Genomic DNA, 13,692 nt, shown 5'->3' with positions numbered 1-13,692 from the left:
CCCTGTTGTAAACGCCTATTGTGGCAGATAGTTTCTCATTGCGAATGGAAGAATTTCACAACCCGCAAGCCAATTCGCGGTTGGTGCAGGCTGCGGGCAGGGCAAGCCGCCGTTTGCCGGCTAACCCGCGTGCGCGGGGTTGCGCAAATAGCGGGGGGAGATCAATGCCGCAATACTCAGTAATACCAGCGCGCCACATACCGGCACACACAGCCAAAGCTGTGCTTGCCAGCCGAAGGTAAACAATACCCATCCTGCTACCAGCGACGCAATTGCCTGTAGCGCGAATACCGCAAAGTCGTTGGCCGCCTGCACCTTAAAGCGTTCGTTGTTGCGATAGCTTTGCGGAAGAATACTGGTGCCGCTCAAAAACAGGAAGTTCCACCCCACGCCCAGGAGCACCAGCGCCCACCAGTAATGAATCACATGTTGACCAGTGAGCGCCACGGCGATTACCCCTAGATAGAGCGCGCTGCCCAGCAGCATTAGCGGTGCAGCGCCGAGTCGCTTCATCAGCCAGCCAGAGAAAATGGACGGCAAAAACATCGCGACCAGGTGACTTTGAATAACCCATTTTGCGTCATCGAGACTATGGCCATCCAACAGGTGCATGCTAAGCGGTGTTGACGTCATTAAAAACACCATGACCGCGTAGCCTAGCGCGGAGACGCCCATCGAAAGCAAAAACACGGGTTGGCAAAGCAAGCGTGCCAGCGGGCGCGGTGCTTCTTCGTATTGCGCCTGATGGCTGACGGTATTTTGAAAGCGGCTGAACACCACTGCCCCAGCGCAGATTAACAACGCCATCAGAAGAAACGCGCCGAGGTAGTTTTCTGCTTCTGGCAACAGCCATGCTCCCAAAGTGACAAGCTCTGGGCCAAGCACGCCAGCGACTATCCCGGACAGCATAATAATCGCAAGTGCGGGCCCGATATCCGCTGCGTTACCGACACTTTCCATGGCGGCAAAACGGAAATGCTGAAAAAAGGCGGCGCTTACGCCCAGAACCCCTGCGGCGGTAATCAGCAAACTAAAGCTGGCCTTTGCGCCGGCAAGCATGCAGAGCAATATACCCACCAAGCTCAGCAGTATTCCACCAAATCCGGCATGTTTACGACCGAACTGCTGGTTAAACCAGGCCGCTGGTATGGTTGACAACGCGGTGCCCACAACTAACACGGCGAGCGGAAGGGTTGCCATCGATGGGTCGGGCGCAATTTCGCTACTCAACAGGCCGCTCACCAGAACCATCAGGGGTAGCGCGCCCTGGGTGAGGGCCAAGGTGAGCGCGAGCACCCATATATTGCGGGGAAATTGGAGTTTCATCAGCATCCGGCTGTACCTGCAAAAACGAAAACTGCAGGTTATCACACCCCTGTAGGCTGATGGGTGAGCGCGCTGCAATACGCTGCGCGCAAACCGGATAGCGGATTAAAATTTATCGGCCAGCACTTTTTCTTTAACAAAGCAATTTTTGCCTAGGTTCAAAGAGAAGTTGCTACAGTTTTCGTGTTGCACTTCAACTATATCTCCGAGTCGCACCTCGCTGGCGTTGGCCTTCTTGTCCAACTGAATCCATACATTGTCGGGATCGGTCGCATTGAGTATTTTGCCGGTTCCGAGCAATACCTTTTCTTCTCGTGTTTTAAGGGTAATTGGATCGTGGGTCTTTACGAATTTGTACACAGCGACGTCGGTATTGGCGGCGGCTCCTTTGCGGGCGGAAAAAGAGGTTTTGAATATGTGCTTGTTCTTTTTAACCCGGTGATCGACGATCAATCCTTTCGGTGCAAACGCATTTTTTAATTCCGCCGCTTTGCGGTCCAGGGCGGAGGCGATCGCCTCTTTGAACGTGAGATCGGTGGTTACTGACTCGCAGCTTTTAACGCCTTCATAAAAATTTTCGAATTCGTGATCAATAAAAAATGCCTCATCCAGTTCTAGCGGGTTGAGCGAGTAAAGTTTTAAATCCAGCGTGAGATTTGCCTTCACCTCACAACCGGACTTTCCTTTCAAGCCGGCTTCGAGTCGCTCGCTGTCGGAGTCGAACTCTTTACTCGCGTTGGCCGATACCAGCCTGCTGGTGATGATAAAATCTGCTTTTTCGGCGTCGGCGGCGATAGGTTGTTGGGTTTTTTCGTAGCTGGTTAGCTTTTTCCTTAGCGTTACTGGCAGTTCGGAATCGATAATATCGACGCCGCTTTCAAACGCGACTTTGGTTAAGTTACGACTAACGATCTCTGCGAGATCAACTCCGCTGGAGTCGATGGTTGGCGGGACATAAACACGCATGCGTCGATCGTCCATTTTCGCGCGTTCCAGCGATTTAACAACATTAAGGCGCGCTGCTTCCTGGTTTTCACCACGAAATTTGGTTTCCACATAGTCGTAGTCACCGGGGTTAACCGCTTTGCCAAACGGCTTGGGTAATGCGGATGCGGTTTGGCTGAAAATGACAAAAGTCGTAATCAACAGCAGGCGGGAAAAAGTAGCACTCTGTTTCATAGATGTATCCTTACGTGTATGAAAATTCGCTACGGCGAGGAATTTTCGAATTAGTTGGGAGTTGATGACATCGCTGTTTGGCGTCCTGAACAGGTTTAGGCTTTTGAGTGTGACAACTATTTTTAGGCGGTGCAACACTGTGAAAATTTCGTCAACGTTTGGCGGTTGTGGGAGGCGTTTTTTCGTCGTGAATTTTTACACTGGGTGTTTGTCTGGTTGGAAAATCGCAATTGCGAATCTGTAGTGGAATTACAAAAAGTTGGCGTGCACGTTTCTTACAGGTGGGCTGAAAGATATTTTAGATGAATATCAATGTGATTTTTTCACAAAAAAAGCGCGCGCAAAAATGCCGATGGCGCAACAAAAATGATGGAAGGAAGTTGTGATGGCTGAATTTAAAGGCAGTTTGTAACAAAAATATTCCAGCTGGAATAACTGACGGTGTTTACCCTGCAGAAACGTAATTTGCTATCGGAAATCTTAACAGTACGTAAATATGCGCCGTAAGCGGTGTAAGGTGCCGGAAAAACGGGGTTATGCGGATTTGGGAAGAGACTAAAAGGTAAATCACTTGGCGGGCACCGGTGCGCCCGCCAAGTGGGGACTTAATTACTGGTGGTAAGTCTGCGATACACCGCGATACGTCAGGGTGTACTCACCGCAACTGAAAAACTCGATCTCGGCTTCGTAGTTGTCCACTTCGACGATGATGTTTCCGCTACCGAGCTTGTTCTCGTCACAGAACAATACGCCTTCTGCTTGAATATCGTAGGCTTCACTGTCTTGCGCGTATACCTTACTGCGGAATCCATACCCGTTTACGTCGTCGCCGTCCACGCCTGCGTTCTGGATACTATAGCTACTGTATAAATCGCTAATATAGGCGGTGCACTTCTCTTCTTTATTCGGTTCTTTAACGCAATCTTCACGAGTTTTCATCGCGCCCATTTCGTAGCCCGGCACATCACTCGTGAATGTAAGGTCATACATATAAACGATGGTAAAATCTTCCAGGCTTTCGAAATATGAGTCGACGGTGGCGAGGCCATTGTAAACAAATTGATAACCACCGGAACTCAAACAATAGTCTTCGTAATTAACATCGACCCAGAATGAGTAAGGGTAAGTGCTTTCGTCGGTCGATTCGCTGGTTGATGTTGCCGTGCCACCACAGCTGCCAACGGTAACATTTTCGTCGCTGGCTTTGGCCTGACTAAGGAATCGCGCGCTGGGCTTAGTTGACGCCGACGATACGCTGGGTACACCTGTGAGTTGATTGACAATAATGCTTTTGGTGAGACTGACCGACGCTTCGGCAACGGTAATGGTTTCTTGATCCATCACCGGCTCGCCGCCGCCATTATTTCCATTATTGGTTGGCGTACCTGTTGAGCCGCTGTCTGAACTTCCGCCGCCACCGCAAGCTGTTAAAGTAAGAGCAAGTGCTAATGCGCTGAGTTTGTAAAACATACAATATCTCCCTGTAGAATATTCGCTGTTCGGTCAGTGCAAAACTGGGACTGGAGCGCCGGGTTAATTAACGCTTAGCTGCCTGTAAGCTTGCTTGCTGACGTCGATCTAAAATTGGGTTGAGGCGTTGTTGCCTTAGAGCCACGTACGTTTGCGGTGATATTCAAGGCTTGAATTTAATCGAACTTACGTTAAATTCGATGGTGTTCAAGCGATGCGAAATGCCAACCGCAGGTATCAAAAGTGGCTCTGTAAAAAAAAGACTCGTTAACCACAAACTGACACTAAACAGGGAATTGCAAAGAGCTCGCCAGACCAGCGCATTAGCAATAAAAAATCGTTAAAGTCTCTTGGCAGGTGTTCCCGAGGGCGTAACTTTAATGTCTTCACCTCAGGGAATAAGTGGAATATTCACCGATTAAAACACAATTAATTTTCGCTAGGGTTCAAACCACGCATCGCGTCGCGATTCATTTAAATATTCTTTTCAGGAGAGATTGCTAATGTATGTTCCGCCACCGTTTGCCGTAACGTCTGAGCAACAGATTTGGGATTTTGTTCAGGACAATCCATTTGCGACTCTCGTGTACGAGAATTGCGGTCAGCTGGAAAATGCGGCAATCCCTGTTCGGTTTTGCGAGCGAAATGGTAAGCGCTATCTGCGAGGCCACCTCGCGCGCAATAATCCGATGTGTGCCAAAGGCCTGAAGCCGCTGCCACTACTGGCGTTGTTTAATGGAGGCGACCACTACGTCTCACCGGGGTGGTACCCGCATAAAGCGCAAGACGCTCGTGTTGTGCCAACCTGGAATTACGCCCAGGTGGAAATTCGTGGTGAGCTGCATTTTTATGAGGACGCGGACTGGAAGCTGGCGCATTTACGGGATTTTGTCTCTCACTTTGAGCAGTCTGTTGGGGGTGATTGGCGAATAGACGAAGCACCTGCGCCATTTATCGACAAGCTCTTGCAGGCGATAGTAGGGGTGGAGATCCGCGTTGACTCTGCGCTGGGCAAATTCAAGCTCAGCCAAAACCAGCCTGAGCCTGCGCGGCGTGAGGTCGCTCGGCGGTTGTCTGAAAGAGGAAGTGCACTTGCGCGGCTCATGGCCGACCCGGATACCCCCTCGGCAGAATAGTCGGGTAGTGATGTTTTGTTGTCACGGGCTGGCGTAGAATAGCCGCGCTCCCGGTCGGGGTCGGTAGGCCGAGGTGTGTCGTCCCTGCGCGGTCTGTTGATGATCTTATCTATTTGAACGCCCTTGAACTACTGGCGGAAATGTGTAAATTCTCTGAATTTTCAAAGACTTATATTGCCAATTGGGCAAGAGCGGTGCGTTCCTGCACCGCCTATTAACTCCGCGATTTTTATTGTCAAGTTAATAGCAACTGAACTCCTATTTTAAAAACGCAGTATTGCCGAACGATGCATCTCGGCAATCAACTCAGGTAATCCGCAGTGAAAATTGATCGTGAATTTTGGCAGAAGCCACAGAATCTGCTGTTGAGCATGACATTTGTCATGTCGTTTTTATTTGCCACCTGGCAGGTGCTGCTCAATAACTTTGTTATCGAGCGCGCAGGGTTTACCGGAGTGGAAATTGGTATTTTGCAGAGTTTGCGCGAGGTGCCAGGTTTTCTTGCATTTACCGCTGTATTTGTCCTGTTTGTGTTGCGCGAGCAGACTTTTGCGTTGTTGTCGGTGGCAACCCTGGGCATTGGAGTGGCGTTAACCGGGTTGTTTCCATCGGCTACCGGCCTGTATTTGACGACGGTGTTAATGTCTATTGGGTTTCATTACTTCGAAACCATGAACAAGTCGCTGACTTTACAGTGGGTTGATAAATCCACTTCGCCCCACTTTCTTGGGCGTGCGCTTTCGGTAAAAGCGGTCGCCAGCTTGTCGGCTTACGGCATTATTTTTGTGGCGATGGAGTGGGCAGGGGTCGATTATTTGTGGGTGTATTTGTTGGCAGGCGTAGCGGGGCTGGCCGCAATTGCGGTTGTTACTATAGGTTTTCCGCGCTTTAACCCGGCAGTTGAGCAACACAAAAAACTTATTTTTCGCGGACGCTACTGGCTTTATTACGCGCTGGTGTTTATGAGCGGTGCCCGGCGGCAGATATTTGTCGTTTTTGCTGGTTTTTTAATGGTGGAAAAGTTTGGCTACAGCGTTGGCCAGATCAGTGCGCTATTTATATTTAATTATGTTTTTAATTTTTTATTTGCCGCAAAAATAGGAAGATTTATTGGCGTGATCGGCGAAAGGCGTGCGCTGTTATTGGAATACAGTGCTTTGATTGTGATTTTTCTCAGTTACGCATTTGTCACTAATGCCACGGTTGCTGCAGGGCTTTATGTGGTCGATCATTTGTTTTACGCGTTTGCGATAGCCATTACCACCTATTTTCAGAAAATCGCGGATAAGGCGGACATTGCTGCAACCGCCAGCGTGAGCTTCACCATCAACCATATTGCTGCGGTGGTTATACCCGCGTTGTTGGGTATTCTTTGGGTGACATCGCCGGGCGCGGTGTTTTTAACGGGTGCCTGTTTTGCGGTTATCTCGCTGATTCTTTCGTTGAACATTCCGTCGCGACCGGAACCTGGCAACGAGGTGCTTGTCGGACATGTGCGTTCGGCGCTGGCGCAGAAGGCGTAAACCGTCAACCCTTAATTAACCGGGTCGGTGGCGACCAGTTTTGCGATGACGGTAGAGCGTAGATAACTGGTTGCCTCAACGGCATCCATAGGCGCGGAAATCAGGTAACCCTGCCCGTAGTCGCAACTGTAAGAGGCGAGAATATCTCGCTGTTCTTCAGTTTCGATGCCTTCTGCCACGACGCGCATGTTGAGTGTGTGGGCGAGGTTGATGGTGGCGCGGACAATTTCGTTGGCATTGCCGGTATCGTTTTTATTGTGTACCAGGGCGGTCACAAAGGCGCGGTCAATTTTAAGTTGTTGCACCGGCAGGCGATCCAGGTAACTCAGCGACGAATAGCCAGTGCCAAAATCGTCAATTGCCAGTTCTATACCCCGCTCGCGCAACCCTTCCAGCAGCATATCCACGGTGTCGGTATTTTCCATCAGTGCCGACTCGGTGATTTCAAATCGAATTTTATCGGGTGATGCACCGGTTTCACGAAAGACATCGTCGATGCGAGACAGCAAATCGGCCTGTCGCATCTGCAGTGGCGACAGGTTGACCGCAATCTTTGGGGTATTCTGCAAGCCGAACTCCGCCTGCCAGCTGTTGATCTGTAAACAGGCTTTGCGCAGCACCCAGATTCCCAGCTCAAAAATAAGGCCGATGGACTCTGCCACGGCGATAAACTGCTCGGTGGGCACGTTGCCGCGCTGGGTGTGATGCCAGCGCAACAAGACTTCGAAACTGCGCAGCCGGTGATTTTTTAAATGCAGAATTGGCTGGTATGCGATAGTTAGCTCGTCGTGGCTGAGTGCGCGGCGCAAGTCCACTTCCATCAGCGTTTTATCGAGCATGGTGCGCAGCACATCGTGGTCGAATAACTGGTAAACCCCCCGTCCCCGCTCTTTCGCGCGCTGCATGGCAATGTTCGCATTGCGCAGTAACTGGGTTGCTTCGTTGTACTGTTTATCGGCGAATAGAATCCCGATACTGACCCCAAAGCTGATTTGCAGCTGATCGACGGAAAACTTTTGCTGGAAGGTCGCAATTATGCGGTTGGCAACCGTCACGGCTTCTGTGCGATTGCTCACGTTGTCGATCACCACCGCGAATTCATCGCTGCCCAGGCGCACGCAGTGGCCGCTGTCAGGTAGCAACCGGCGCAGGCGCCGTGCGACTTCACCCAGGAGTTTGTCCCCCACCAAGTGACCGTGACTGTCGTTGATACGGCGGAAGCGGTCGCCACCGATATAGAGCAGAGCAAAGGGCAATTGACCCTGTTCGATAAGCTGGCGCAGGTGGTCCAGCAGCCAAACCCGGTTTTTCAACCCGGTGAGCGTGTCGTGGTAGGCCATGTATTGCGCCCGCGCCTCTGACTCGCGCCTTTCTTCGATTTCTTTGCTCAGTTCCTGGGTGCGGTGTACCACCCGTTGCTCGAGTTCGGAATTGAGTTGCACTACCCGCTGGTTGGCGTAGCGCAACTGGGTGGTTTGCTGCTCGACCAACTCCTGCAACTCGCGTTCGCGCATGTGGTTGGTGCGGACCCGCCACTGACTAAATGCGTAGATAACGAATATTGCGAGAAGCGCATAGCCGGCAAACGCCCACCAGGTCTGCCACCACGCTGGCAAAATCACCAGATTGATAACCCGCGCGCTGCTATTCCACACCCCTTCGTTATTGGCGCTGAGTATCTGAAACTGGTAGTGCCCGGCGGCAAGGTTGGTATAGCGCACGCGGCGGCCACTGCTGTCGGTTTCGAGCCAAGTGTCTTCCAAACCAAACAGGCGGTAGCGGAAGCGGTTTTTTTCTGGGTTGATGAGGTTCAGTGCGGTAAAGGTGAAGGTAATATCTCGCTGGCTGTAAGGTAAAACCAGTTCGCGGGTGCGATTCAGCGGTTTTTGTAGCCAGGGGCTTTGGCCCGGCACCACGGTTTGCTGGAACAATTCCAGACCGGTGAAGTGCACCGGTGGTGCGTGTTCGTTCACCGGCAAATGTGCCGGGTCGAACTCGTTGAGCCCGTTGGTGGTACCGAAATACATGTCGCCAGTACTCGCCAGCAGGTGGCTGTTGCGATTGAACTGTGCGCCAGCAAGGCCATCGTGTTCGCTGAAGTTTTCGAAGCGCTCGCTGCGTGGATCGAATTTGCTCAGGCCGTTGCGGGTACCTATCCAGAGCATGCCGTTGCTGTCTTCCTCGATGGAAACGACAAAGCTGTCGGCGAGACCGTCGGCGGGGGTATAGCTGCGCAAGGTATTTGCCACCGGCCTGTAGCGCACCAGATTCTCGGAAGTGGCGAGCCAGAGGTCGCCTTTTGTATCCTGGTGGATGTCAAACACGCTGCTATGCAGGGCTTGCGGCAACGGGTGGAATTTACCTGTGCTGAGTGAGTAGCTCTCGAGCCCGTTGTAACCGCCGATCCACACTTCCCCTTCGGGTGAGATAGCAAAGTCATTGATCGAATAGTTTTCCCCGGACGGGTTGTCACCGCTGGCGTAGGGATTGTGGGTCTCAAAGTGCTCGGTAGCGGGGTCAAAAATTTGAAAACCGCGACCCCAGGTGCTGAGCATCAAGCGGTCGTCATCCAGCGGCAAAATACGAAAGATATTGTTGCTGCTAAGGGTTTGATCATCCGCACGCGTCGGGTCGCGCACATAGTGGGTAAACCGGTTGGTGCGTGGGTCGAATGCGTTCAGGCCACCTCCCCAGGTGCCGACCCAAACGCGACCTAGCGAGTCTTCCGCGAGAGAGATTACCGAATCGCTTGATAAGCTGTTTGGATCGTTGGGGTCGTGCAGGTAGTGATCGAACTGGCCAGTGGATGGCTCCAGGACATTCAGCCCACCGCCATCGGTGGCAATCCAGATACGCCCGTCGCGGGCTTCCAGCAAATCGAGAATATTATTGAAACTGAGTGCGTTGCTGAACTCCAGGCTGTGCCGATAGTTGGTGAACTTTTCGATGTCCGGGCTGATGCGGTAAACCCCATAAGGGCCGAGTGCGAGCCACAGGTTGCGCTCGACATCTTCATAGATGTTCATGAGTGAGCCGGGTGGCAGGGTATTGCGGGTGAAGAGCGTCGCAGGAAGGTGGGCGAAGTCGTCGGTTTCCGGGCGGTAGTATTGGAGGCCTTCCTTATCGGTGCCGACCCACATACGCTCGCTGGCATCTTCGTACAGCGCCCACAGATTGTCAGTGGCCAGACTGCCGGGGATGGCCGGGTTGGCGTGGTATTGGCGCGTTGTGCCTGTCTCCGGGTTTACCGTAATCAGACCTGCGTCCGACGCAACCCATAGCAAGCCGGTGTGGTCTTCGCAGATTGCACGCACAGTCTGAGTGCCAGGCACAAAATCCAGCGGCAGGCTAAACGGTCGCGCGATGCGATCAGTGACCGACATACGATAGACGCCGCCGCTGGAGGCAACCCAAAAACTGTCGCCGCGCGCGCTGGGTGCCAGGTCACGAATTTCGCCGCGTTCGGAATCGGCAAAATAGCGATTTAAAACCTCACCCCGCTGCGGGTCGAACTCCACCAGGCCAAAAGCATCTCCGGCTATCCACAAATGTCCTTGGCTGTCTTCCAGCATGTCGCGTGCTGAGCGACCTGCGAAGGGGTAAAAATTGGTAAAGCTTTCGTCGTCCGGGTTGTAGCGGCTGAGGCTGTGGCCAATGATCCACAGCTCTCCGGCGCTGGTGATCAGCAGGTTGGTAGCGATGTTAGTGCCAATCGATTTGGGGTTGGTTTCGTCGTGATTAAAAACCCGCAGTTTGTAACCATCGTAGCGTTTCAGACCGTTGTCTGTTGCGATCCAGAGAAAGCCTTCGGCATCGCGCACTGTGGCGGTGGCCAGATCGGGGCGCGGTTTTTCCTCCAGGTAGAGTGGGTAAGCGCGATATTTTTCCTGCGCCGCGCAGACCGTGGCGACGCAGAGCAGCAACAGGGCAAGCAGGTTAGGCCATTTCATATTTCACCCGGTTGCGGCCGCTGCGCTTAGCGTTTTGAAGCGCTGCGCTCGCGCGCGTGAGGGCCTGTTGAAAACTTTCGTTACCACCAATGGTCGCGACCCCGATACTGGTGGTTACATTAAATCCGGGTGCTGGTGACAGATGGGTGCGCTCGGTAAGCTGCCGCAGTTTTTCGGCGCGATAGAGCGCATCCTGCTGATTCTCTGCTACACAAACCAACAGAAATTCCTCGCTACCCCAACGGGCAAAAATATCACTGCTTTCCAGGTTCATCTGAATAAGGGCTGAAAATGCCTTCAAAATGGCGTCGCCTTTATCGTGCCCGAACTGCTCGTTAATAAGTTTGAAGTTGTCGAGGTTCAGCAACAAAACCGCGGTAAAAGCTTTGCTATAGGTGTTTTGGTAGAGCCTTTTTATGTGTTCTTCTGCGCCGCGACGGTTGAGAATGCCGGTGAGTGGGTCTTTGTGGGCAAGTTTTTGCAGGCTGGCTTTTTCTATCGCCAGGCTGCGCTGGCGTCGTTGCAGAGCGCGTTGGCGCTTGCGATTGTAGGCGGCGACCCAGTAGAGCTGCCACAGCAACAGACAGCCCTCGCCAATAAACAACAGCATCCAGGCCACCAGTACCCAGGTAAGCATTTGCGCGGTGCTGAGCCAGCGCCCCACCAGCTCGACCTTTTCCACTCGCAATTGGTGATGCCCAGGCTCAATAAAATTAATGCCGATTTGAGTGATGTTGTTCAGCTCGACCGCCGACCAACGGTGTCGCTCCATGTGTTCACGCAACCACCAGTCAGCGACCGCAAACCGATTGAGCGGCACATTGATTTGGTTGCTGCTCATTTCCCTAAAGGCGAAAAGCGCGGACATGAATTTGGTGGTCGCGCTGTCGTCAGGCATGGAGTAGTGGGGGTTATAGTTGCGCATAAACACCCGCAGGTTGTCAGCACCGCCCTGGTAATGCAGGGTGAGGCGTATGGAATCGTACTCGCTCAGGTCAATGCCGTTAACCTCGTGACGATCCCATACCAGTGCAAAACCGCAGCCGTAGTCATAGGTTGGTAAGTAGTCGCACACCCATTCGCTTTCGCGTTCATCGACCCATTGATTGGATTCACCCTGTTCCGGGTCGATAAAGCCATAAATGATTTGTTCGACTCCGGCAGCGGGGTGTAGCTGACGGACTTTTGCCGGTAGAAGATAGTGCCCTAGCAGCAGCATGAAGGTTGCGGCCAGCATCGCCAGCCGCAAGCGCTTGGTGTGGCGCAGGGGATTAGCGGTCATCGTCAGTCTCCGCGTAGGAAGGTTGCTGCAGTCGACTGTGGGTTTGTAGCGTCTGGTAGAGCGCCCATTCCGCACGGTTCAGCGTCTCTTCGAAAGCTTCCCCGTTAATTGCAAGCGTAAAACCCACGTGGGCAATGACCGGACCGGCAGCACAGTGGGAAAAATCATGCGCGTCAACCAAACGATGAATCTGCTCCGCGGTATGTTCCAAGTGGCTCAAGCTGGTGCCGCACAGTAGCAGTACGACCTCGCCATCGGCCTGTTGGGCGATGTAACTCTGGTGGTAATGCTGCTGACTGAGCAGGCGACCGACTTCGCGACCAAGTGCGTTTGCGGCTTCGATCCCAGCGCGTTCATCGGTGAGGTCGACCCGCACCACTAGCAGGCCACTGTGTTCGGCGCGGTGGATCGCCTGAAACCGCGTAATCAGCGTCGCCATAGGTACTAACGCCGAGTCGCTGTCGGTTACTTCGCCGTCTTGCAGGGGCGAGTGTGGTTCACCTCGCTGAGCCGCGCGCCAGCGCCGGTAGCGCGGGTAGCCCAATTCTGCACAGGCCAGCACGAACCACAAACCGCTCAGCATAAACACCAGCGCTGGCCAGCTGATGCGTTCACCTTGCAGCTCGATCTTACCTACCTGAATCTTGTGCACCCCGTGCTCTAGGAAGTCGAACCCGATGCGCACGACGTTATTCAGGTCGCGACTCGCGTGAGCCAGGGGGCGGTCGGTTGCCTCCAGCCACCATTCGGCGACGCGAAACTGGCTCAGTGGCACTTGAGCGGCACCCGCTTTGAGATCTTCGGTGTGAAGATAAGTGATCATATATTTGGTGGTATCGGCGAGGCTCAAATCGGCGTCTGCGGGGTCGAAGTTGCGCACATAAAGTCGCAAAAACTCGGCTTTCCCTTCGTAGTTGAGGGTAACGCGCAAATTCTTGAACGAGGACATGTCCACGCCCCGCAACTGCGCGACTGCTTTGTTGGGTTGCGGCACTTGCGTTCTGTCGACCGTAGGCGGAATCAAACAGCTTCGGTTCTGTTCCCAGCCCCAGCCATCGCCGTCGCCGTCAACAATCGAATTTGAACAGTAAACCGCATTTTCGCCGGGCGACCGCTCGCCACTGACTTGCGGGTCGCTGGCACCGCCGCGTACAACACAGGCAGCGTCTTCTTCCCGGCCCCAGCCGTCACCATCGGGATCTGATCCAGACAGCGCGCAGTAGTGCCAGCCACTGTTATCGGCGCCAGCATCGGCGTTCGGCATACGGCAGGTGTGCTCGTCTTCCCAGCCCCAGCCGTCGCCATCCAAGTCTGCAGCGAGGGTATCGCAGAGGGGAAATTCTGCGGTCGGACGGGCTCTTTGCGCGCGCACGGCAGCCGGTACCAGACAGCTGCGCTGGTGCTCCCAGCCCCAGCCATCGCCGTCGTGGTCTGTGGCGGCGCTGGAGCAGCTGGGCGGGCGCAGCGCGGACGCCGCCTGCTCGCCACCCGTCCAGCTCACAATGAAACCACAGCTGTTATCGGTGAATGCTCGCCGGTAGTCACAGCGCCAGGCGCTATTGGCTCGCGCCAACCAATTGGCTGATCCAGCGGGGCCGTAGATATCGGAGACGGCGTCGCTGCGCGGGTAGATAACGACGTTTTTTAAAGGTATATAAGGGTGTGCTAACAGTGCTAACACCGTTAACAGGGCGAGAATAAATTTGTACAGGGTCCTTTGTATCGGTTTCATAGCGAGTGAACCGGGCTGATTGCATACAGCCCGTGCCCCAAAGAATCTGGGCCACGCAAGCAATCGTGAATTGTCGTTTTTATTGTGTTCTGAA

The 13,692-nt window shown here is 53.4% G+C and carries 8 protein-coding genes; 2 read left to right on the top strand and 6 right to left on the bottom strand.

The window, feature by feature from the left end; translation table 11 throughout:
* Positions 1-120: 120 nt before the first annotated feature.
* The 3 genes from TERTU_RS20420 to TERTU_RS20405 all read right to left on the bottom strand — a co-directional run bounded on the left by TERTU_RS20420 (position 121) and on the right by TERTU_RS20405 (position 3,975).
* Complete coding sequence (locus TERTU_RS20420) at positions 121-1,332, bottom strand: MFS transporter (RefSeq protein WP_015817373.1); 1,212 nt, start codon at positions 1,330-1,332, stop codon at positions 121-123.
* Positions 1,333-1,431: 99 nt separating this feature from the next.
* Positions 1,432-2,505, bottom strand: a complete 1,074-nt coding sequence (locus TERTU_RS20415; protein ID WP_015817977.1) for a hypothetical protein — start codon at positions 2,503-2,505, stop codon at positions 1,432-1,434.
* Between the two features lie 609 nt (positions 2,506-3,114).
* A complete protein-coding gene (locus TERTU_RS20405; RefSeq protein WP_015819833.1) occupies positions 3,115-3,975 on the bottom strand; it encodes a hypothetical protein in 861 nt (286 codons plus the stop codon).
* Between the two features lie 503 nt (positions 3,976-4,478).
* Between TERTU_RS20405 and TERTU_RS20400 the strand changes: the two genes are divergently transcribed.
* Both TERTU_RS20400 and TERTU_RS20395 read left to right on the top strand, forming a co-directional pair.
* Positions 4,479-5,111 (top strand): FMN-binding negative transcriptional regulator, encoded by a 633-nt coding sequence (locus TERTU_RS20400; RefSeq protein ID WP_015820681.1) that lies wholly within the window; start codon positions 4,479-4,481, stop codon positions 5,109-5,111.
* A gap of 320 nt (positions 5,112-5,431) precedes the next feature.
* Positions 5,432-6,634 (top strand): MFS transporter, encoded by a 1,203-nt coding sequence (locus TERTU_RS20395; protein ID WP_015818178.1) that lies wholly within the window; start codon positions 5,432-5,434, stop codon positions 6,632-6,634.
* 11 nt (positions 6,635-6,645) lie between these two features.
* Here the strand turns inward: TERTU_RS20395 and TERTU_RS20390 are convergent, their stop codons facing one another.
* Genes TERTU_RS20390 through TERTU_RS20380 form a run of 3 tightly spaced genes read right to left on the bottom strand, consistent with a single transcriptional unit; the run spans position 6,646 to position 13,598 of the window.
* Positions 6,646-10,584 (bottom strand): EAL domain-containing protein, encoded by a 3,939-nt coding sequence (locus tag TERTU_RS20390; RefSeq protein ID WP_015818818.1) that lies wholly within the window; start codon positions 10,582-10,584, stop codon positions 6,646-6,648.
* On the bottom strand, positions 10,571-11,866 hold the full coding sequence (locus TERTU_RS20385) for a GGDEF domain-containing protein (RefSeq protein ID WP_015817135.1): 1,296 nt from the start codon (positions 11,864-11,866) through the stop codon (positions 10,571-10,573). The genes TERTU_RS20390 and TERTU_RS20385 overlap by 14 nt, the downstream gene beginning before the upstream one ends.
* Positions 11,856-13,598: a carbohydrate-binding protein gene (locus tag TERTU_RS20380; protein ID WP_015817342.1), complete on the bottom strand. Its 1,743-nt coding sequence runs from the start codon at positions 13,596-13,598 to the stop codon at positions 11,856-11,858. The genes TERTU_RS20385 and TERTU_RS20380 overlap by 11 nt, the downstream gene beginning before the upstream one ends.
* Between the last annotated feature and the right edge of the window lie 94 nt (positions 13,599-13,692).

Source organism: Teredinibacter turnerae T7901 (assembly GCF_000023025.1).
Lineage (GTDB): Bacteria > Pseudomonadota > Gammaproteobacteria > Pseudomonadales > Cellvibrionaceae > Teredinibacter > Teredinibacter turnerae_B.
The sequence above is the reverse complement of the archived record's forward strand: the minus strand, read 5'-3'. Positions and strand labels throughout refer to the sequence as shown.

Excerpts from the sequence above, each read along its gene's own strand:
- TERTU_RS20415 (WP_015817977.1), bottom strand. The coding sequence starts at position 2,505 with ATGAAACAGAGTGCTACTTTTTCCCGCCTGCTGTTGATTACGACTTTT.
- TERTU_RS20385 (WP_015817135.1), bottom strand. The coding sequence starts at position 11,866 with ATGACCGCTAATCCCCTGCGCCACACCAAGCGCTTGCGGCTGGCGATG.
- TERTU_RS20390 (WP_015818818.1), bottom strand. The coding sequence starts at position 10,584 with ATGAAATGGCCTAACCTGCTTGCCCTGTTGCTGCTCTGCGTCGCCACG.
- TERTU_RS20400 (WP_015820681.1), top strand. The coding sequence starts at position 4,479 with ATGTATGTTCCGCCACCGTTTGCCGTAACGTCTGAGCAACAGATTTGG.
- TERTU_RS20380 (WP_015817342.1), bottom strand. The coding sequence starts at position 13,598 with ATGAAACCGATACAAAGGACCCTGTACAAATTTATTCTCGCCCTGTTA.
- TERTU_RS20405 (WP_015819833.1), bottom strand. The coding sequence starts at position 3,975 with ATGTTTTACAAACTCAGCGCATTAGCACTTGCTCTTACTTTAACAGCT.
- TERTU_RS20420 (WP_015817373.1), bottom strand. The coding sequence starts at position 1,332 with ATGCTGATGAAACTCCAATTTCCCCGCAATATATGGGTGCTCGCGCTC.